This window comes from Nitrospirota bacterium, assembly GCA_016207885.1.
In the GTDB taxonomy this organism is placed as follows: domain Bacteria; phylum Nitrospirota; class Thermodesulfovibrionia; order UBA6902; family UBA6902; genus JACQZG01.
This window is the reverse complement of the sequence record JACQZE010000026.1, coordinates 1-20910: the sequence shown is the minus strand read 5'-3', so window position 1 is coordinate 20910 and position 20910 is coordinate 1. Positions and strand designations below refer to the sequence as shown.

Sequence of the window (20910 nt, the reverse complement as noted above, 5' to 3'; positions counted from 1 at the left end):
TTCCTGTATTATGATGCGCGCAAAATTCATTTCGGGTCATTCTCACTTTTTGAGTATTATCTTGTGCTTCATAAGGGAGATTTCCCGTATCTTCCCCTCAAACGAGCGTTCCTCGCCAAAAAGGTTTTTGAGGATGATCTTCCCGTTTTCCGGCCTGATTATGTCCACGTTTTCAAGATACAGTTCCTCTTTCCCGTCGGAATCCACATACACATTGGTTTCACACATCTTCGGTTATCTCCTTTTTCCGTGCGAAGCGGCGGCAGGTGTGACACAACTCTTGCTCCCCGGAAAATATGCAATGGAATTTTCAAGATATTCAGACGTCATCAGTCTTTTGCTCAGGAGATGGCTTACATGCTTTTCAATAAGCCCGGAGAGTTCTGAAAGGACATCTTCCCGAGGTTTGAGGCGGCTTATGGTCTTTACAGGCCATTCAATGCAGTGAATATAGAAGGTGGCTGTCTTGCCGCTTATCTTAAGCGGTGGCTCTTTCGCCGGTTTCGGCGCGCATGTATTGCATAAAACGGAGCCTGCCGAGGTGAAGAAGAGCCGCCCCTCCTTTCCGCATCTTCCGCAGTTCTTAAGGCGCGGAGCGTATCCCATCATCGCTAACAGGCGTATCTGCGTTACAAGGTACAACGCGTTTTTCGGGTTCTCACCGGAAGATTTAAGGAATTTGAGAGCGTCAAGAAAGAAAGGGAATGCCTTATTGCCAGGAGTTTCCGAAGGGGTCAAAGATATCAGCATCTCCGCGAGCCGTGAAGCGTTTATAAAGTCATTGTAATTTTCCCGGAGGGCGTGGAAGGAATCAATTATGTCGGATTGTGTGACCTTCGGCATTGACTGCTCTTTTCCCCAGAGCGATATTTTTGAGTATGTAAGAGGTTCAAGGCTGCTTCCGAACCTGCTGCCGGTTTTTCTGGAACTTTTAGCAAAGGAGTTGATAATTCCTTTTGAAGGGGTGAGGAAAGTTACGATCAGGTCTGCTTCGCCGTATCTGCGGGTTTTAAGTACGATGCCCTCGGTCTTTATAAGCATGTCATAATAATTCTGTTACATGACATTTCCGAAGTCTTCCGGTTTAAGGTTTTTAAGCCAGTTTTCCAGTTCGTCATTGCTTTTAAACTTGATCACGCTGTCATCTACGAATATCGGAGTATTCGTTCTCGTTGCTACTGCGACCGCGTCACTCGGCCTCGAATCTATGTAAATCTCTTCGCCGCCGCCTTTGTCGAGATATATTCCAGCGTAGTATGTATTGTCTACTATGTCAGAGATAACGATCTTTGTAACCTTCATCTGAAGCCCGGAGATGATGTTCTTTATCAGGTCATGAGTGAGAGGCCTCGGGGTGGATATCTTGCCGAGTGAAAGGGCAATGGCATCCGCTTCGGACTTGCCGATCCAGATGGGTAGAGTGTCATTGCCGGAGGTCTCTCTGAGGATCAATATGTACATATTGGTCCGGGGGTCAAAGAGCAGACCCTCTATCTTCATTTGTTTAAGCACTCTGGTTTCTCGCATTAAACTGTTAATATTATAGTATCTTTCACTTTTTTTTTCTTAATTGGTATTGCCTGGCAAGACGCAAAAGGGGCAAAATTTACGGGTTGATTTGTGATTAGCTCGGGGGCATTTGCCGGTTTTGGCTCTTTATCCGTTGCAAAATGCGTCAAATTCACTACACAAGCTTCATCAGCGCACTTTCAATTCTGTCAAGCCCTTTTTTGATATTATCCATCGATGTCGCATATGAGAGCCTGATATACCTGTTGTCGCCGAAGGCCGATCCGGGCACAACCGCCACATTCGATTCTTCGATAAGATAATCGGCAAGGTCAAGCGAGGAATTGATTGTTTTGCCGTTGAATTTCTTTCCGTAATAATATGACACGTTCGGGAATGCGTAAAAGGCTCCGACCGGCTTTACGCAGGTGACCCCTTTTATTTTGTCAAACCGCTCCATCATGTATTTTCTTCGTTTGTCGAATTCGGCAAGCATCACCGGAAGAAAGTCCTGCGGCCCTCTCAGCGCCTCGATAGAGGCCTTTTGAGCTATAGACGCAGGGTTTGAAGTGGACTGGCTCTGGATATTTGTCATTGCTTTTATGATATCCGCACTTCCGGCGGCAAAACCTATGCGCCATCCTGTCATTGAGTGTGATTTGGAGAGGCCGTTAACCACAATGGTCCTGTCGAAAGCCTCTTTGCTCAGCGAGGCTATGCTTATATGCCGGAAGCCGTCATATGTCAGCTTCTCGTATATCTCATCGGAGATGATGTAAAAGTCATGCCTGACAGCCATGTCGGCGATCATTTCGAGGGTCTTTTTGTCATAAGCAAGACCGGTGGGGTTTGAAGGGCTGTTGAGTATGAAAGCCTTTGTCTTTTTAGTGACCTTTTCTTCAAGCAGTTCCCGCGTGACCATGAAGGAGTTCTTCTCGTCAGTCATTACAGGGACGGGCACGGCGTCATTAAGCAGCGCCTGGTCAGGGTATGAGACCCAGTAAGGAGCGGGGATAAGTATTTCGTCGCCCGGGTTAAAGAGCGCTTCGGCAATATTATAAAGTGAGTGTTTCGCCCCGCATGATACTATTATCTGATTCCTGTCATATTTGAGGCTGTTGTCTTTGATGAACTTTTCAATTACCGCGTCTTTAAGCTCGTCCGTTCCGCCCACCGGCGTATATTTGGTGAACCCTTCCTTTATTGCCTTAATGGCCGCGTTCTTGATATTTTCAGGCGTATCGAAATCCGGTTCCCCTGCCCCGAAGCCGATGATATCAAGCCCTGACGCCTTAAGCGCCTTTGCTTTGGCATCCACCGCAAGCGTCGGGGAAGGTTTAATCAATTTTGCCCTTTCAGAAAGCCTCATTTTTTATCTCCTGTTTTTAAACTATTGATTAAATCATTTGGCGTCACGACGGTTGTCCCTACTTCTCCGACTACGGCGCCTGCCGCATGATTCGCGTATATGGCCGCGTCTTTCAGTTTTAACCCCGCGGCGCGGCAGAGAGTCAGCGTTGCGATAACCGTGTCTCCGGCCCCTGTCACGTCATACACCTCTCTCGCGATTGAGGGTATGTGGGTTATCTCACCGGTTTTTTCAAAGAGGGTCATGCCCTGGTCGCCCCTTGTGATGAGGACTGACCTGCATTTAAGCCTTTGCAGAAGTATCTTGCCGGCCTCAAGAAGGGTCTCTTCGTCAATTATTTCTATGCCGGAGCCGAATGATGCTTCGTTGATGTTGGGTGTTATTATGTCCACGCCTTTGTAATAATCAAAATGGCCTATCTTGGGGTCTGCGGATATGAAGATTTTTCCCCGCGCCAGCGAAACAAGTTCTTTCACAAGGCGCCTTGTTACCACGCCTTTACTGTAGTCGGATATGATTATTCCTTTAATGTGCGGGAGGCATGAATCGGCGTATTTGAGAATCCTTGACGTCAAGGAACCGCTGACGGATGATTTGGACTCTCTGTCAAAACGCACAACCTGCTGGCTGTGAGCGATGACCCTTGTCTTGACGGTTGTCGGCCTTGTATCGTCGGTGATTATGCCTTCCGTGTTGATGCCTTTTGCTTTAAGCTCGCCGGCAAGCAAATTTCCGGTGTTGTCATTGCCGATTACTCCAGTAATGAATGCATTCCCTCCGAGAGAACTGATATTGTGCGCGACATTGGCCGCGCCGCCGAGCTTCATGTTCTCGTTTGAGACCTCCACGACAGGGACTGGGGCCTCGGGCGATATTCTCCTTACCGCTCCCCATATGTACCGGTCAACCATAAGGTCTCCGATAACAAGCACTCCTGTGTTACTGAATTTTTTAAAAAGGTCTTTCATGAACTGTAAAATGTAGCATGTTCACTCGCTATTTATCAACATGGTTTTCCCCGTTTTCATGCCCCGGTCTTTGAAAAATCCCAAATTGTTTATCAAAAGCATTTGTGTCATAATAAATTTTATGCGCATGGTTAGATGTTTTATCACGCTTCTTTCAGTCATTGCCCTTGCTTCGTGTTCGCTTTCAAGGGGAGCGCCGGTTTCATCCGCTGCCGCGCCGCCTGAAAAGTTTTCCGAACTCGCTTCCTATTATTATATGCTCGCCGAAAACGCAAGGCTTTCATACAACTATGAAGAAGCGCTAAAGTTTATGGAATCGGCTGCGAATGAAGACCGTGATTCAGCCTATCTTATGATTGAAAAAGCTGAACTCTATGTGAGCCTTAAGAGGGTAGATGACGCCCTCGCGGCAATTAAAACAGTGCTTGAAGGGAATCCTGACTATGAGCCTGCGCTTTTGCTTATGGGAAGCCTGTATATGGAAAAGAGCGATTACGAATCCGCCCGCGAAGCATATGAACGGCTTGTAAAGATTAATCCTTCAAAGACGACGCCTTATATCCACCTTTCATTTATCTACCTCAACAAGAAGGATTATCATGAAGCCATCAGGGTTCTTGAGAATGTTATCTCCATCGAACCCGGAAATGTTACCGCCATGTACTGGATAGGGCGGGCTTACGCGGCCATGAAGGATTATACCAGCGCCATAGCTGTACTTAATAAAGCAATATCCATAAACAACTCTTCTGAGAATGCGTACTGGCTCTTAGGCGGCGTTTACGAGGAATCAGGCGAAACCGGAAAGGCGGTATCAGTCTATGAAGAGGCGCTGAAAGTCAATCCGCACAGCATGGAACTGGTGAGAAAGCTCACAATGATGTACATAAATAACGGCATGACAGAAAAGGCGGTATCATTGCTGGAAGGCAGCGCGGGCCTCTTTAAGGAGAACATCGAAATCCATATGATACTTGCCGGCATCTATCTCAATTCAAAGGATTATGATAAAGCTCTGGCTGAGATGATGATCATCAATTCCGCCCATCCGGATAATGAAAAGACCATCTTTTCAATTGCCAAAATACTTGCTGAAATGGGAAGGGACGCGGAGGCAGTTGAGCATTTCATGAAACTGATCGAGCTCTCGCCCGAGAACCCCGGGCCTTATTTGTATCTCGGCAATATCTATATGAAGAAAGAGGATTATAAACGCGCCGAGGAGATGCTTAAGAAGGGGATGGAAGCCGCGCCCGGCAGCGGCGATATGGCCTTTTATCTCGCGATTGTCTATGAAAAGACGGGAAGGGCAGAGAAGATGATAGAGAACCTTAAAAAGACGATACAACTGAATCCCGACCATTCTGACGCGCTCAATTATCTGGGATATACCTATGCGGAAAAAGGCATAAATCTTGATGAGGCGCTTGATCTTATAAACAGGGCAATCTCTATTGAGCCTGACAGCGCGTATATAAGAGACAGCCTCGGATGGGTTTATTATAAAAAAGGGATGTATCAGGAGGCTATCATAGAGATTAAGAAGGCTGTCGAGACCATGGGCGATGATTCTGTCGTGCTTGAGCACCTCGGCGATGTCTATCTTAAACTGAATGACCGCGTTTCAGCGGCAGAATCATGGAAAAGAGCCCTTGATTTTCTTGACAAGGAAGACGGTTCGAAAAAGAGGTTGCAGGAAAAGATAAAGGAACACGGAGAAGCTGGTTCTTCAAGGCCTGATTAGCCTTATGTTCACTCTCAGTGCCCCCGCAAAGATAAATTGGCTCCTCGGCATCAAAGGCAAACGCGATGACGGCTTTCATGAGATCTGCAGCATAGTTCAAAAGATAAGTTTGTATGACAAGCTTTCATTTTCTAAGGCAAACAATCTCATACTGAAGGCTGACTGCGGCATTCCGGCTGAAGATAACCTCGTCTATAAGGCGGCGCTCCTCCTTAAGGGCAGATATAAAGTGGATAAGGGGGCGCTTATCGAACTGGATAAGAGGATTCCTGCCGGGGCAGGGCTCGGAGGGGGCAGCAGTGACGCGGCGTCAACACTGGCAGGGCTGAACCGTTTATGGTCGCTGGGTTTATCATTAAATGAGTTGTCTGATCTGGCCGGCGAATTAGGTTCTGATGTCCCCTTTTTTTTGTATGATTCCATATGTTATATATATGGAAGAGGAGAAAAAGTTGTTCCTTTCAGGGCAAGCGTTCCGGCAAATCTTGTTATTGTTAAGCCTGATTTTGATGTCTCTACCTCATGGGCATATAATGAATTTTCAAATTGCCTCACGGGGATATCAGTAGGCGCGGGTCGGGCAAGGCATTGTCCCGATTTGACAAAAAAATGGGATAAAGAGGATAATATCAGGCATTTTATAAGAAAAATCGGAAAGGCCGAGGTCTCTGATATAGCAGGGGGCCTTTTTAATGACCTTGAAGCTGTAACCGTTAAGAAATACCCTGTAATAGCCGATATTAAGAAGAAATTGCTGGAAAACGGCGCGTTGGCATCTCTTATGAGCGGAAGCGGCTCCGCGGTCTTCGGCGTGTTTGACTCAATGGAACTGGCAGAGGACGCAGTAAAACTATTTAAAGGCTATTGGGCCGAGGCCGTTAGAACAATAACAGACTGAGAGTTAGAACTCAAAGTTATGAGTTTATTTTTTTGGGGCGTCGACAAGCGGTAAGTCACAGGGTTTTGGTCCCTGCATTCGGGGGTTCGAATCCTCCCGCCCCAACCAGAAATACGGCTTTCAGCAATAAGCTGTCAGTTGTCTTTTTTTGAGATTCGGCTGACGGCTGAAAGTTTACAGCTTATTAAAACAGGAGGAGAGATGGCTCGGGGAATAAAATTATTTTCCGGTAATTCCAACAGGAAGCTCGCGCAGGAGATAGCGGATGTTCTCGGCATTCAGCTTGGGAGCGCGGCTGTGTCTGTTTTCAGCGACGGCGAGATAACCGTGCAGATTAATGAGAATGTCAGGGGGTTTGACGTCTTTGTTCTCCAGTCCACCTGTATGCCGGTCAATAACAACATCATGGAGCTTCTTCTGATGATAGATGCTTTGAAGAGGGCTTCGGCCAATAAGATAACCGCGGTCATCCCTTACTACGGGTATGCGAGGCAGGACAGAAAGGCACAGCCGCGCGTCCCGATATCCGCAAGGCTTGTCGCAGACCTCATCTCTGCAATCGGGGTTCACAGGGTTCTCACAATAGACCTTCACGCCGGGCAGATTCAGGGTTTCTTTGACATACCGGTTGATCATTTGTATGCCTCGCCTGTCCTTTCCAGCTATCTGAAGAAAAAATACTCGGAGAATACTGTTGTCGTGTCGCCGGATGCGGGCGGTGTTGAGCGCGCCAGGGCTTTCGCAAAGAGAATTAATGCTTCTCTTGCGATAATAGACAAAAGACGCGAGAAAGCCAATGTATCCGAAGTGATGAATGTGATAGGCGATGTCGAGGGAATGAACGCGATTTTATTTGATGACATGATAGATACCGCCGGAACGATAACTCAGGCCGCCGACGCCATAAAAAAGAACGGCGCCAAACGCGTTATCGCGGCCTGCGCCCATGCCGTATTATCAGGGCCTGCTCTCGACAGAATAAATGATTCTGTGCTCGAAGAGGTCGTTGTCACCAATACCATACCTATGGACAGCAAGATGGAGAAGTGCAAAAAACTGACGGTGCTTTCAGTCGGGCCTCTGCTCGGTGAAGCGATAAAGAGGATATATGAAGAGTCGTCGGTCAGTTCGCTTTTTGAATAGAAAAATAATCATGCGCGTTCAGCGTAAAGTCATGCTGAATGAATAACGGAGGGTTTTAAAAATGGAGAAGATATTATTAAAGGCGAATGAGAGAATGGATAAAGGCAAAGGCGCTGCCAGGAGCCTTCGCAGGGCCGGCAAATTGCCTGCCGTAGTATACAGCGCCGGCAAATCTTTGCCCATAAATCTCGATAAAAAAGAGATGGTCCAGCTTATGAAAGCGGGCATGGCGGAACACGCCCTTATAACTCTGGAACTCAGCAGGGTAAATGATAAGATGACCGAGCATCCGGTACTGATAAAGGACTATCAGGTGGACCCTGTGGACAGCAGCCTTCTGCATTTGGATTTTCTCGAGATATCGCTTAAGGAAAAGCTCAGGATATCGGTTCCGGTAATCATCACCAAAGAGCCGCTCGGCATCAAAGAAGGCGGGATATTTGAGCTTCAGATGAGAGAGATTGAGATAGAGTGCCTTCCGACACAGATACCTCACGGGATCGAGGTAAACGCCGAACATGTCGGAATAGGGCACTCCCTGCATGTCAGCGATATACCTCCTGTTGAGGGCGTAAGGATAGTCTCTGACCCCGGAAAGGTCGTGCTTATTGTGAGTTCGCCTAAGGCTGAGGAGGTTGCAGCCGCTCCTGTTGAAGAAGAGGTCAAGGAGCCTGAGGTGCTTAAGGCTAAAGGCAAGGCCGCTGAGGGCGAGGATAAGGAGAAGACGAAGGCGGAGAAAGATTAATTTCCTGCTATGTGGCTGGTCGTCGGCCTGGGGAACCCGGGGCAGAAGTATGAGAACTCAAGGCACAATATCGGCTTTATTATTGTGGATGCGCTTGCCGCGGGCTCATCCGTAAAAATAAAAAATAAAACCGAAAGTTATGCTTACGGACGGGGCGTTATCGGGGGCGAAGAGGCTCTTCTGATAAAGCCCCTTACTTTTATGAACAGGAGCGGCGGCGCGGTAAAGAGCGCGCTTGCCCGTTTCAGCGGCATTGATAAAATAATCGTTATTCACGATGATCTCGACCTTGCGAAGGGTGTTATCAGGATAAAAGAGTCAGGCTCTTCAGGTGGCCACAAAGGCATCGGCTCGATAATGGATGCTCTCGGCACGGGAGATTTTATCAGGCTGAGGATAGGGATAGGGAGGCCTGCCAGGATTCCGGTGGAAGATTATGTACTGAGGCCCTTTCCCAAAAGCGAGTCGAGGATGCTTAGAGAAACAGTCGAAAAAGCCGTAAGTGCTTTTAAAGCGGTTCTTATTAAAGGTGTTTCTTCCGCGCAGAACGAGTATCACAGGGATTGAATTGTAGTTTCCCTTCACGAAACCTCGCCATTTTATTCCATTATTAAAACATCTTGCTTGTTTTATGATCTATATCATACCCGTCTCCTTTACAATTCTGTATTTTATTGTAAGATTATTTTAAATAGGGGCATCAAAAGTAAGACAAATTGCATTTTTTCTTTAAAAGGAGGTACGGGTTATGAGTCAAAAACATTATTTAATGTTTGCGGCGGTCTTTGCGCTTGTTATGACAATCGGCTTTTATCATACGGGCGTCGAAGCACAGTATGAGAAGGCGGCCGCAGGGAAGTCAGTCCAAAAAGAGAAGGATGTAAAGGTTGGGACATGCTATGAATGCCACGACCAGATTAAAGAGCTTCACTCTCTGGGAAAACATTCCAAGGTAAATTGCGCAAACTGCCACAAGGGGCTGGATAAACATTTGCAGGCAGAAGTTCAGTCACCGGATACCAGGCCTGTTACGGACACTTCATGGGAGGCATGCGGGCAGTGCCATAAAGACCAGTATGATTCTTTTATGAAAACAGCGTATCACAGGCCGGCGCGTGATGAAAAATCACAGCTTACAAACAGGTCTCCAAATCCCTTCTGGGACAAGCTTATGATGGGGCACGGATTCACAAAAGAGCACAATCTTACGAGGAGCCACAACCGGATGCTCATTGATCATTACGTTGTCGACAGGGCTTATGGAGGGAGGTTCCAGGGTAAGAATGGATGGGAGTATATTCTTGAGTCAGGCAAGGCGTGGGATGTGCTGGAAGACAAGTTCCCTGATGCCACCGAACATAAGGCCTTTATACCTCAAAGCGCTGCCGCCGCAAACCCGGTCTGCCTGCAATGCAAATCTCAGGATCAGATTCTAAAATGGGCATACATGGGAGACCCACTTGACGGCGCTCAATGGGCAAGGACGTCCAAGGTTTTTGAAGTCGCAAAAGACTTGCAGCACGGGCTCAACTGTTTCTACTGCCATGACCCTCACGCGGCAAAACCGAGGATTGTAAGAGACGGATTAATCGATGCGCTCACCAGGCCTGATGGCGATACGCTCTGGCATAATGACCCCGACAGGACAGGCATAAAAGTCATAGACATGGGGTTGAGGGGTTTTACGAGAAAGATAGCCCTGCTTGATAAATATGACACAAAGCTTCAATGCGGGCAGTGCCATGTTGAATATAACTGTAATCCGGGTTATGACCCGAAGAACCCCGATACGTCGAAATACTCAATTACAATGGCTGACAGAAGGACGAACCATTTTCCATATCAGGATGTATTCAGCCTTTATGACCATTATGTAAACAAAGTTGGGTTTCTTGATTTTAAACACACCCTTACCGGAGGGCTTCTCTGGAAGGCGCAGCATCCCGAGGCAGAGACTTTCTATAATTCAAAACACGCCAAGGCAGGCGCGGGCTGCGACAGTTGTCATATGCCTAAGGTCAAGGACAAAAAGACAGGGAAATCTTATACCTCACATTTTGCCGTGACGCCGAGGGTACAAATTAAAGAGACTTGCCTCAAATGCCATCCTGAATGGACTGAGGAACAGGCTAAGTATACGATTGATTCCATCAAGGCACATATCAGAGGCAAGATGAGAAAGTCAGAGTTCTGGCTGTCCTCTCTCATTGACAAGATTGTTGAAGGAAAGAAAGCAGGACTTGACGCGGAGATTATCAAACAGGCTCAGGACCAGCATCTTAAGGCGCATATCCTCTGGGAATACTGGACGGCTGAGAATTCCGACGGGTTCCATAATCCCGAGATGGCAAGAGAGTCTCTGACGAAATCAGTTGACGAGTCTCAGAAAGGCATCAAGATAATTAATGATGCGATCGCGGCAATGACAGCGGCAAAGTAACCAATAATATCTAACATCTGAAAGCAGAACACGGCGGGGCGTTAACTCCGCCGTGTTCAAATCTTAAACCACTACTACCGAATCATCGCAGCCGAAGCAGTTGGGTATGTACTTATCGGCAAACCAGTCATTCTCCCATCTTTCATTGTTGATTAGATATCTGAACCTGTATTCATTATTGCATGGCAGAGAAATGTTAACCGTGAAGTCGCCATTTTTGAGTCTCTTCATCGGGGACTTATTCGCGTCCCAGCCGTTAAAGTCGCCGACTATCGAGACTGATTTGGCATTCGCCGCCGCCTCTTTCGGCAGTTTGAAAGTTACTTTGCATTCCGGTTTGCCCTTTAAATACTGTTTTTTGATTCTACCGCCAACCTCTTTTTTTGAGAGTGCCGTGCTTTTCTTCTTGTTGGCAGAGGCGCTGAGACCAGGGTTACTTTTTGGTTTTGTTTTCATTTGAAAGCATCTCCTTTTGTTAATAACATATTAGTATTTAAAAAAAAATATATTGAAAAACAATCCGGTTCAATATTCATAGAACATATATCCAAACTAATCTTTTGTCAATGTCGACCACTTTCAAGATAGTAAGGATTGTGGATTTTTTAACAGGTTATGCCTTAAACTAATTATGACATGTTTATCTTCAGTCTTTTCTTATCGTTATTTCTTATCCCTTCGATTGCGGACGCGTGGGGGCCTCTCACACATTTATATCTTGGGCACCAGGTGCTTGACTTGGGAATAGCCGCCGTACCTTCGGGCATTTACGCCATTCTGAAAAAAAATGCCAAGGATTATCTCTATGGGAACCTCAGCGCCGATATCATTGTCGGCAGGAAATACCAGGAAAGCGGCAAGAACACTCACAGTTGGGAGATTGGTTTAAGGCTTCTTGACGCTGCGAAAACCGCAAGGCAGAAAGCATTTGCTTACGGTTATCTCTCTCATCTTTCCGCAGACACCGTAGTCCACAATCTCTCGGAGTCATGGCTCCCTTTCAGCCACTCAATAATAGAGATAAAGGCGGAGAGTCTGGTGGACAGGAGGTACAGGAGGGAACTCAGGAGCCTTGACGACGAGATTCAGCAGAGGCATGACCCTGTTTTGGAGGAGATGCTTGAGAGGGTTTTTTTCTCCTTCAAGACGAACAAGAAGATTTTCAGGGGGATGCTCTTTATTTCGAGATTTCCTAACTATAAACATGTTTCGAGGTTTATCAATAACCGCTTTCCCAATGAGGTGCCTGTTTCGGATATCTATAAGTACAAAGAGGAATCTCTCAAAAAGATAATCGAAATATTGACCCACGGCTCTGCTTCGGATGTGGTTAAAGAGCATCCGCTCGGAAGGCATCTTAAAAGGGTCTCTTAGTCAGTATAATGGAAAACAACGAAAAGAGATCAGTTCTTGAATCCCTCCTCTTTATAGCCGGGGAGCCACTGAATGAGGAAACTCTCATCAAGATTCTTGAAGTGAGCAAAGAAGATCTCCGCAATTTTACGGACGAACTCATAAGCGATTATTCCCTGAGAAACTCAGGCCTGATGGTCGTTGAGGTCGGGGAAGGTCTTCAGATGGTGACTAATCCCGCGTCAGCCCCGTGGGTCAGGAAGCTCATCGCGACCGCCATCCCCGCAAAACTTTCACAGCAGTCTCTTGAGACACTCTCGATCATCGCTTATAAGCAGCCTATAATCAAGTCTGAGATAGAGGCTGTCAGGGGCGTGAACTCAGACGGCGTAATAAAGACGCTTCTTGAGAGGAAGCTTATCAAAATTCTCGGCAGAAAAGAGGTGCCGGGCAGGCCTCTGATGTATGCCACGACGAAGGAGTTTCTGCAGTATTTCGGCCTTAAGGACCTTTCAGAACTTCCCACGCTGAAAGATTTTGAGGAAACAGAAGGTGAGTTGCCTTTCCGCGAAAGCCTTGACCCCGGGATTGCCGCTTACCGGGAAGGCGGAGAAGCCTTTGAAGCTGATGAGCCTGAACCCATTTCCTCTGTTTCTGATTATGAAGAGGGGGAAGTAATCGTGAATATTCAATCTGAACCGGAACCATCAACGCCCGCTGAATAGGCTTTTGCCTATTTGGAATCATTGCCGCTCTTCGCAGCCTCAGCCGGTTTTTCCTTTATACTTATATCTCTACTGAAATCAGGGCATCTCATGTCTTTGCCGCTTATGGAGAATTTTTTTTTGCAGTCGGCCCTCCATGCGCATACGGCGCATATATCCACTTTGTTATTCAAATCAGCCCTCCTTATAACACGGTTGGTTCTATTATAAATATTTTGTATCTTATATGGAAGATAAGATACAACAACTAAATTAAAATAAAGTGAAAGCATGTAAAATATAAGTAATGAAAGAGATTGATAAATATAAAAAATTATCGCCGGATAAGACTTACAGGGTATTCTTTATTAATATAACCATTGTAATTATCTTGATAATAACCGGCATCTTCTACGGGCTTTATATAAGAAACAATGAACTTATTGACGAGGAACTCAAGGCGAGGGCTAAAACCTCTTTCAGCAATATCCTTCTTGCGAGAAGGTGGAATTCCGGTTATGGCGGGATCTACGTGGAGAAAAAAGAGGGTGTCACATCAAATCCTTATCTGAAGAATCCCGATATCGAAACCGCTGACGGAAAGATATTCACCAAAAAAAACCCGGCGCTAATGACGAGGGAGATATCCGAGATAGCGGCAAAATACGGGATGTCAACCTTTCGCATAACGAGCCTTAAGCCCCTGAATCCCGAGAACAAGCCAGATGAGTTTGAGAGAGAGGCGTTAACCTTTTTTGAGAAGGGCGTTGAGGAAATTTACAAAAAGGAAGTGACAGACGGGAAGACGTATTACAGGTATATGGCGCCGCTCTATGTTGAGGAGTCCTGTCTTGAATGCCACGCAGAGCAGGGTTATAAATTCGGTGAGGTACGGGGCGGCATCAGCGTCAAGTTCAATATCGATGAAACCGAGAAGATGCTCAAGTATAACAACTACATTATCATTCTGCTCGGGGTTGTGATATCCGCCGTTCTTCTCGTCATAGTACGGTTCATGGTATTTAATCTTATGAGAAAAAATTTAGAAGCACAGAGAAAAATAAGCGAGATGGCGGTTACCGATGACCTGACCGGGCTCTTTAACAGAAGGTATTTCTTTTCACATCTGAATGAAGAGGCGAAGAGGGCGGAGAGGTTCGGAAGGCCTCTGGGCTGTGCGATGATAGACATAGACAACTTCAAGGCCGTCAATGACACTTATGGCCATCATGCCGGTGATCTGATACTGAAGACAGTTTGCGATACGATTAAAAAAAATTGCCGCGAGGTGGATATCATCGTCCGTTACGGCGGGGAGGAGATAGTTATTCTGTCGCCCGAGCTTGATATGGAAGGCATCCGCTCCTTTGGGGAAAGGATAAGAAAGGCTGTGAGCCTTCTCAGAATAGAGATAGGCGGCGGCAGAGAGACCGATGTAACAATAAGCCTCGGGGTTTGCAGCCTTTCTCCTGTTCAGCTTAAGGAAATGGATGATTTTGAGGATATCGTCAGATTAGCCGATGCGGCAATGTATTCGGCAAAAAATAAAGGGAAGAACAAAGTAGAGGTCTGTATCGGGTTTTAACACGGAAATTCGCCGAAGGCTTGCTAACGGCTTTCACCGATTATCTTGATGATGATTTTTCTCTGCCTCGGGCCGTCGAATTCAGCTAAAAAGACTGCCTGCCATGTCCCGAGAAGAAGCATGCCGTTGTCTATGATGACGGATTGTGATGCGCCTGTCATAACGGATTTGATATGAGCGTCAGAGTTTCCTTCCGAATGTCTGTAGTCGCCTTGATGAGGGATGAGTCTCGAAAATGTTTTCTCGATATCTCTTTGAACTGACGGGTCAGCCCCTTCGTTTATGAGCACGCCGGCTGTTGTATGAGGGACATAAACAACGCATATACCGTTTTTTATCTCCGCGTTAGATATGGCTTCCCGCACCTTTTCAGTGATGTCAATGAGTTCGGACCTTGAATGTGTGCTGATGTTTATAGTCTTAAGCATAAGTTGTTTTTGCGGTGCCGGCTTCACCAGCACGTGCAAATACCTCTAATTTCCCATGTCACCCAGTTCATATTGAATGATACTGATTGCCGCTATCGGCGATGTCTCAGTGCGAAGAATGCGCGGGCCCAGCGAAGCCTCAATAAAGCCGTTGTCTGAAGCAAGCTTTATTTCTCCTTCTGAAAACCCGCCTTCAGGGCCTATAAGCAGAAGAAAGTGCTTGGGGTTATTAATAGTGGATAACACGTGTTTTAAGTTCCCCCCTTTCTGTTTCTCTGAGAAAATAATCTTGCTACATTGATTTTTTCTGCATACAAATTCCTCAAGTTTTAAAGGGGGTTCAATCTCAGGGATAAACTCTCTCCCTGATTGCTGAGAGGCAGAAAGCGCTATTCTTCTCCATCGTGCGATCTTGCCGGTCTCTCTTATCTGTGAACGCTCCGTTATCACCGGAACAATATTTTTTACTCCAAGCTCAGTTGTTTTCTGAATTATAAAATCCATTTTATCCCCTTTAGCAATACCTTGCGCCAAAGTTATAAAGATGGGAGACTCGCCCGAATACGGCTCTTCATTGATCTTGGCAACTCTAACAACCTTTTTATCAGCGTCCAAAACCTTGCAGGTATATTTTCGGGCCTCACCGTCAAGGATGGTAATTAACTCCCCGGGTTTTATTCTTAGAACGAGAAAAAGATATTTCGCATTATCTCCGGTTATCTTTATTTCATTTGAGGCAAGCTGAGATGGCGTGAGAAATATCCGGGTCATGTTTTAACTGATTCTTATTTTTAGCAGATAAAAGCAGATAATTTATTTTGCTTCCCTCTGTTGATTGCCGAATATATCTTTTACCTTGTCCATAAAATTTTTTGAAGTGTCTTCTCCGCTGATTTCAGCGAATTCTTTAAGCAGCTCTTTTTGTCTTTTACTGAGTTTCTTGGGGACATCCACAAAAACTGTTACAAATTGGTCACCTTTGCCGTAACCTCCGAGCTTTGGTATCCCTTTACCCCTAAAATGAAAGACCTTACCGGAGGGCGTTCCGGAAGGAACTTTGAGTGATTCTTTTCCGTCGATTGTTGGGACATCGATTTCAGAGCCTAACGTTGCCTGAACAAATGAAATCGGCACCTCGCAATGAAGGTCATTCCCTTTTCGTTTAAAAAAAGAGTGAGGCAGGATGTTGATTACAACATAAAGGTCGCCGTTTGGCCCGCCGTTAAGACCGGGGTCTCCTTCTCCCGTGACTCTGAGCCGTATGCCTGTGTCTACGCCTGGAGGGATTTTGAGTTTGATTGAACTCTTCTTTTTTATCTTTCCATTTCCTTTGCATTCATGACAAGGATCAGTTATTACGGTGCCTTCGCCTTTACACTGACCACATGTTTTCGACATGGCGAAAAACCCCTGCTGGATTCTTATTTCCCCGGTCCCGTTACAGGAAATGCATTCCTTTGGATTTTTGCCGGGCTTGCATCTTGTGCCATTGCAGATCGGGCAGTTATCCCACCTCGGAATGCTCAAATCTTTCTCAACTCCGAATACGGCCTCGTTTAGATTGATGTCAAGGTCATAACGCAGGTCATGTCCTTTTGAAGGCTGGTTTCTTCTCCCTGCCCCGCCGAAAAAACTCCCGAAAATATCTCCGAAAATATCGCCGAAATCAGAAGCGGTTCCGAATCCGCTGAAACCGGCGCCGAACCCTTCTGCAGAGCCGAATCTGTCATAATTGCTTCTCTTTTGAGGGTCGCTTAAGCACGCATATGCCTCGTTAATTTTTTTAAATTTTTCGACACAGTCGTTATCACCAGGATTTCTGTCAGGGTGATACTTGAGCGCGAGTCTTCTGTACGCTTTTTTCAACTCATCTTGTGAGGTATTGCTGTCAACTCCAAGAATACTGTAATAATCTCCGTTCAACATTAATTCCCTTATTTTTCCCTGTCAGTTTCCTCAAATTCGGCCTCAACAACATCATCTTTCTCTCCGGCAGATGACGCGTGTCCGTCCCCTTGTGTTCCGGCATGAGATTGCTCAGAGCTTTTGGACTTGTAAATCTCCTCGGCAAGTTTATGAGATGCTTTAGTTAGAGATTCAACAGCTTTTTTTAATTCTTCTGCATTGTCAGTGGAGTCTTTAAGCTTTTTACATTTTTCAACTTCCTCATTTATCTTATTCTTTTCGCTGTCCGATATTTTGCCGCCGAGTTCCTTTAAAGATTTTTCAACAGAGTAGATAAGCGTATCAGCCTCGTTTTTGGCTTCGGCAAGAGAGCGTTTCTTTTTGTCCTCAGCGGCATGCAGTTCGGCGTCTGAAGTCATTTTTTTGATCTCCTCTTCAGACAGCCCGCTTGACGCCGTTATCTTGATTGACTGCTCTTTTCCTGTTCCCTTGTCTTTCGCGGATACGTGCAGTATTCCGTTTGCATCGATGTCAAACGTGACTTCTATTTGTGGAATGCCTCTTGGTGCCGCAGGGATCTCGGTCAACTGAAAATTGCCGAGCAGTTTATTGTCATTTGCCATCTCTCTCTCTCCCTGAAATACCTTTATGTCAACAGCTGGCTGGTTATCTGAAGCAGTAGAAAAAGTCTGACTTTTCTTTACAGGAATGGTGGTATTCTTATCTATAAGTTTTGTGAAAACGCCGCCGAGTGTTTCAATTCCAAGTGAAAGGGGCGTGACGTCAAGAAGAAGTACATCTTTAACATCTCCTTTGAGCACTCCTCCCTGAATTGCAGCTCCTATCGCAACAACCTCATCCGGATTGACCCCTTTTGAAGGCTCTTTTTCAAAAAACTGCCTTACTACCTGCTGAACCTTTGGGGTACGAGTCTGTCCGCCGACCAAGAGCACTTCATGTATGTCGCCCGGTTTAAGCCCGGCATCTGCAAGGGCGGTTTTACAAGGCCCGATAGTCCGTTCGATAAGGTCTGCAACTAACTGTTCGAATTTTGCGCGTGATAATTTTATTACGAGATGCTTTGGCCCGCTTGAATCAGCTGTTATGAACGGCAAGTTTATTTCAGTCTCTGTTGCCGTTGAGAGCTCTATTTTTGCTTTTTCAGCACTTTCTTTAAGCCGTTGCAATGCCATTTTGTCGTTGGTTAAATCGATGCCAGAGTCTTTTTTGAATTCCGAGACTAACCAATCCATTATTTTTAAATCAAAATCATCACCGCCAAGATAAGTGTCTCCATTCGTGGATTTGACTTCGACAAGGCCTTCACTTATCTCAAGGATCGAAACATCGAATGTTCCGCCCCCGAGGTCATATACAGCTACCATCTCCTCTTTCTTTTTGTCCATCCCGTAAGCAAGAGCGGCGGCAGTCGGTTCATTAATTATTCTCAGGACATTTAAGCCGGCTATCTTTCCGGCGTCTTTCGTAGCCTGGCGCTGACTGTCGTCAAAATATGCCGGCACCGTAATGACGGCATCTGAAACTTTCTCCCCAAGATAATCTTCAGCAGCCTGTTTTAATTTTTGAAGTATCATTGCTGAAATTTCAGGCGGTGAATAAATCTTGCCGTGGGCCTCAACATGAGCATCATTGTTCGGAGCACTTACGATCTTATATGGAAGCTTCTTAATTGCTTCTTTTGATTCCTTTGAATCATATTTCCTGCCCATAAGCCTTTTAATGGAGAAAATAGTATTTGATGGATTGGTGATGGCCTGCCTTTTAGCAACTTGCCCCACTAATCTTTCCCCTTTGTCAGTGAAAGCAACTATTGAAGGTGTTGTCCTATTCCCTTCCTGATTTGCAATTATCGTGGGTTCTCCGCCCTGCATAACAGCTACTGCAGAATTTGTTGTCCCAAGGTCAATACCAATTACTTTGCTCATGTATTTTATTCCTCCTTAATGCTTTCCATGTTATTTATTGATAGCCGGTTTTTTAGATACCTCGACAAGCGATGCCCTCAGTACTCTATCATAAAGCATATACCCTTTTCTGAATTCTTTTACTATCAAATTGTTTTCAAGTTCTTCAGATTCTATTTGAGATATTGCGTGGTGAAAAGACGGGTCAAAGAACTCCCCTTCCGTTTTAATGGCGACCAACCCGTATTTACTAAAAACGTGATTAAGTTCTTTTAGGGTTAATATTATACCTTCTGACAAGGATTTTGAATTTTCATTATTTGATGAGTGAGTAAGTGCAAGTTCCAAATGGTCAATGACCGGGAGAAGGTCTTTCATTATTGAATCGTTGGCATACTTCAAAGATTCTTGTTTTGTTCTCTCGGAAAATTTTTTGTAGTTTTCAAATTCGGCATAAAGCCTTAAATATTTATTGGTTAATTCATCAAGGTTTTTTTTAAGCTCAGCGGCATTATTTTCTTGAGATTCATTTACCTTTGTTTGAATATTTTCTGTTGTGTTTTCGTTTTGTTCTTCTGTCATGACTCACACTCTTTAAGCATTGGATAAGATTTTTGTCATGGTATTTGCTGTGTGTTCAACGATTGGGATAAGTTTTTTGTAATCCATGCTTGTAGGGCCAATGACACCTATGGCTCCGTGCAACTCCCTTCCATTTTTGTAGGTGGAGGCGATTAAGCTTAAACCTTTCATTGCGGGCATAATATTATCTATTCCGATAAATACTTGAACACCCTTGGAATCTTTCAGGTTATGCATTATGTTTAAAAACAAATACCGTTTTTCGACAGCTGTCAAGATTTCTTTTATCTGTTTAAGGCTGGCAAAATCTGGGAGATAAGAAGTCCCGGCAAATTCGTTTGTGGTAAGATTGTCAGCTTCATTTTTGATAAAATCTTTACAAGATTGCAGAATGTTTTCAATATGTACATTTCTCGCTTGCTCATCAAGTATTTTTAGTGATAAGAGTTTTTCTGCATTGCTAAATGAAAGCCCGTTAATTAAATTGTTCAGATAACCTGATAACGCATCCAGGTCGTTTTGCGAAAGAGGGCTGACAAGGTGAAGAAAACGGCTTCTGACACTGCCGTCGTTTGCAATTAGTATACATAATGCCTTATATTCCTCATAGTTAATAAGTTTAATGTTTGTTATGGTTAATTCATCAGTTCTTGAATTTGTTGCTATTGAGAGATATTTTGAATAAAGTGACAGGATTTTCGCAGCTTCTTTGACAAGTTGGGTAACATCATGTTGTATATTTAAAAGCCTTAAAGTCAGTTTTTCGTATAGATTCTTATTGATTGACAGCTTATTTCTCATTAATAAGGAATTCACGTAAAGTCTGTAGCCATTTTCAGTTGGGATTCTTCCGGCTGAAGTATGCGGCTGTTTAACATATCCCATATTTTCAAGGGAAGCCATTATATTTCTTATTGTGGCGGAAGAAAGGCCAAATGAAAAACTCCGTGTGACTCTGCTTGAACCAACCGGAACGTTGAGCGTTGTGTAGCTCTGAATAATAGCCCAAAGGATTTTTTTGTTTCTCTCGCTAAGGTTATCCATAATGGTTAGCACTCTGATATCATGAGTGCTAACCATTATAGCAACAACTGTCAAAAGGTGTCAAGATAAAATCTTGGTTTGTCAAGATTGCCATTGACTCATTTTATTTTCTGTGTTATATTAACAAGCTGTCTAATAGTTGATGACAGTTTGCTCTTTGAGAACTTTAAAAAGTAGGCCTGCAAGTCAGTTTATTATTGAGAGTTTGATCCTGGCTCAGAATGAACGCTGGCGGCGCGCCTAACACATGCAAGTCGAACGGGGTTATAGTGAAAAGTTGGCTTCGGTTAGCTGATTGCTATAATCTAGTGGCGGACGGGTGAGTAATACATAGGAAATCTGCCTTTTGGATTGGGATACCCCCGAGAAATCGGGCTCAATACCGAATATGATTCAATTGTGAAATGCTTTTGAATTAAAGCTGCGAGTAATCGTGGCGCCAAAAGATGAGCCTATGTCCTATCAGCTTGTTGGTGAGGTAATGGCTCACCAAGGCTAAGACGGGTAGCCGGACTGAGAGGTCGATCGGCCACACTGGAACTGAGACACGGTCCAGACTCCTACGGGA

At 45.1% G+C, this 20910-nt stretch carries 22 protein-coding genes, 1 tRNA gene and 1 rRNA gene; 11 read left to right on the top strand and 13 right to left on the bottom strand.

The genetic code is table 11. The annotated features are described in order from the left end of the window. Positions 1 to 42 precede the first annotated feature (42 nt). The 5 genes from HY807_11195 to rfaE1 form a co-directional block, all read right to left on the bottom strand. On the bottom strand, positions 43 to 228 hold the full coding sequence (locus HY807_11195) for a CooT family nickel-binding protein (protein ID MBI4826963.1): 186 nt from the start codon (positions 226 to 228) through the stop codon (positions 43 to 45). A gap of 6 nt (positions 229 to 234) precedes the next feature. Then, positions 235 to 1041, bottom strand: coding sequence for a DNA repair protein RecO (gene recO, locus HY807_11190; GenBank protein MBI4826962.1), 807 nt, complete (start codon positions 1039 to 1041; stop codon positions 235 to 237). Between the two features lie 15 nt (positions 1042 to 1056). Next, positions 1057 to 1512 carry a bifunctional nuclease family protein gene (locus HY807_11185; GenBank protein MBI4826961.1) on the bottom strand — a complete coding sequence of 152 codons (456 nt, stop codon included), beginning with the start codon at positions 1510 to 1512 and terminating at the stop codon, positions 1057 to 1059. A gap of 172 nt (positions 1513 to 1684) precedes the next feature. Continuing rightward, on the bottom strand, positions 1685 to 2878 hold the full coding sequence (locus HY807_11180) for a pyridoxal phosphate-dependent aminotransferase (protein ID MBI4826960.1): 1194 nt from the start codon (positions 2876 to 2878) through the stop codon (positions 1685 to 1687). After that, positions 2875 to 3846, bottom strand: coding sequence for a D-glycero-beta-D-manno-heptose-7-phosphate kinase (gene rfaE1 / locus HY807_11175; GenBank protein MBI4826959.1), 972 nt, complete (start codon positions 3844 to 3846; stop codon positions 2875 to 2877). Before rfaE1 ends, HY807_11180 begins: the two co-directional genes overlap by 4 nt. 121 nt (positions 3847 to 3967) lie before the next feature. Between rfaE1 and HY807_11170 the strand changes: the two genes are divergently transcribed. The 7 genes from HY807_11170 to HY807_11140 all read left to right on the top strand — a co-directional run bounded on the left by HY807_11170 (position 3968) and on the right by HY807_11140 (position 10816). Next, positions 3968 to 5590: a tetratricopeptide repeat protein gene (locus tag HY807_11170; protein ID MBI4826958.1), complete on the top strand. Its 1623-nt coding sequence runs from the start codon at positions 3968 to 3970 to the stop codon at positions 5588 to 5590. A 4-nt stretch (positions 5591 to 5594) separates the two neighbouring features. After that, positions 5595 to 6488 (top strand): 4-(cytidine 5'-diphospho)-2-C-methyl-D-erythritol kinase, encoded by an 894-nt coding sequence (gene ispE, locus HY807_11165; protein ID MBI4826957.1) that lies wholly within the window; start codon positions 5595 to 5597, stop codon positions 6486 to 6488. Positions 6489 to 6521: 33 nt separating this feature from the next. After that, positions 6522 to 6596 (top strand) — tRNA-Gln (locus HY807_11160). Positions 6597 to 6689: 93 nt separating this feature from the next. Beyond that, a complete protein-coding gene (locus tag HY807_11155; GenBank protein ID MBI4826956.1) occupies positions 6690 to 7631 on the top strand; it encodes a ribose-phosphate pyrophosphokinase in 942 nt (313 codons plus the stop codon). 61 nt (positions 7632 to 7692) lie between these two features. Beyond that, the gene (locus tag HY807_11150) at positions 7693 to 8376 is read left to right on the top strand and encodes a 50S ribosomal protein L25 (GenBank protein ID MBI4826955.1); all 684 of its coding nucleotides are present in this window, start codon (positions 7693 to 7695) and stop codon (positions 8374 to 8376) included. A gap of 9 nt (positions 8377 to 8385) precedes the next feature. Then, positions 8386 to 8943, top strand: a complete 558-nt coding sequence (locus tag HY807_11145; protein ID MBI4826954.1) for an aminoacyl-tRNA hydrolase — start codon at positions 8386 to 8388, stop codon at positions 8941 to 8943. Positions 8944 to 9124: 181 nt separating this feature from the next. After that, positions 9125 to 10816, top strand: coding sequence for an ammonia-forming cytochrome c nitrite reductase subunit c552 (locus HY807_11140; GenBank protein ID MBI4826953.1), 1692 nt, complete (start codon positions 9125 to 9127; stop codon positions 10814 to 10816). 63 nt (positions 10817 to 10879) lie between these two features. On the opposite strand, the gene HY807_11135 is transcribed toward HY807_11140, so the two are convergent. Continuing rightward, complete coding sequence (locus HY807_11135; protein MBI4826952.1) at positions 10880 to 11272, bottom strand: isoamylase early set domain-containing protein; 393 nt, start codon at positions 11270 to 11272, stop codon at positions 10880 to 10882. Positions 11273 to 11545: 273 nt separating this feature from the next. Between HY807_11135 and HY807_11130 the strand changes: the two genes are divergently transcribed. Next, entirely contained in the window at positions 11546 to 12190 is a 645-nt protein-coding gene (locus HY807_11130; GenBank protein ID MBI4826951.1) for a zinc dependent phospholipase C family protein, read from the top strand. 8 nt (positions 12191 to 12198) lie between these two features. Continuing rightward, positions 12199 to 12894, top strand: coding sequence for an SMC-Scp complex subunit ScpB (gene scpB / locus HY807_11125; protein MBI4826950.1), 696 nt, complete (start codon positions 12199 to 12201; stop codon positions 12892 to 12894). An 8-nt stretch (positions 12895 to 12902) separates the two neighbouring features. Here the strand turns inward: scpB and HY807_11120 are convergent, their stop codons facing one another. Continuing rightward, complete coding sequence (locus HY807_11120; GenBank protein MBI4826949.1) at positions 12903 to 13067, bottom strand: hypothetical protein; 165 nt, start codon at positions 13065 to 13067, stop codon at positions 12903 to 12905. 113 nt (positions 13068 to 13180) lie between these two features. Here HY807_11120 and HY807_11115 point away from each other — a divergent pair, with 113 nt between their 5' ends. Continuing rightward, positions 13181 to 14458, top strand: coding sequence for a diguanylate cyclase (locus HY807_11115; protein ID MBI4826948.1), 1278 nt, complete (start codon positions 13181 to 13183; stop codon positions 14456 to 14458). A 23-nt stretch (positions 14459 to 14481) separates the two neighbouring features. Here the strand turns inward: HY807_11115 and HY807_11110 are convergent, their stop codons facing one another. From HY807_11110 to hrcA, 6 genes are read right to left on the bottom strand one after another with little or no spacing between them, the layout of a single operon-like run. Beyond that, positions 14482 to 14886: a YjbQ family protein gene (locus tag HY807_11110; protein ID MBI4826947.1), complete on the bottom strand. Its 405-nt coding sequence runs from the start codon at positions 14884 to 14886 to the stop codon at positions 14482 to 14484. A gap of 45 nt (positions 14887 to 14931) precedes the next feature. Continuing rightward, positions 14932 to 15657 carry a 16S rRNA (uracil(1498)-N(3))-methyltransferase gene (locus HY807_11105; GenBank protein MBI4826946.1) on the bottom strand — a complete coding sequence of 242 codons (726 nt, stop codon included), beginning with the start codon at positions 15655 to 15657 and terminating at the stop codon, positions 14932 to 14934. A 42-nt stretch (positions 15658 to 15699) separates the two neighbouring features. After that, the gene (gene dnaJ, locus HY807_11100; protein ID MBI4826945.1) at positions 15700 to 16812 is read right to left on the bottom strand and encodes a molecular chaperone DnaJ; all 1113 of its coding nucleotides are present in this window, start codon (positions 16810 to 16812) and stop codon (positions 15700 to 15702) included. Positions 16813 to 16820: 8 nt separating this feature from the next. Next, a complete protein-coding gene (gene dnaK / locus HY807_11095) occupies positions 16821 to 18737 on the bottom strand; it encodes a molecular chaperone DnaK (GenBank protein MBI4826944.1) in 1917 nt (638 codons plus the stop codon). A gap of 30 nt (positions 18738 to 18767) precedes the next feature. Further along, entirely contained in the window at positions 18768 to 19298 is a 531-nt protein-coding gene (grpE, locus tag HY807_11090; GenBank protein MBI4826943.1) for a nucleotide exchange factor GrpE, read from the bottom strand. A 12-nt stretch (positions 19299 to 19310) separates the two neighbouring features. After that, positions 19311 to 20342 carry a heat-inducible transcription repressor HrcA gene (gene hrcA, locus HY807_11085; GenBank protein ID MBI4826942.1) on the bottom strand — a complete coding sequence of 344 codons (1032 nt, stop codon included), beginning with the start codon at positions 20340 to 20342 and terminating at the stop codon, positions 19311 to 19313. 193 nt (positions 20343 to 20535) lie between these two features. Between hrcA and HY807_11080 the strand changes: the two genes are divergently transcribed. Beyond that, positions 20536 to 20910 (top strand): 16S ribosomal RNA (locus HY807_11080); the annotation flags it as partial.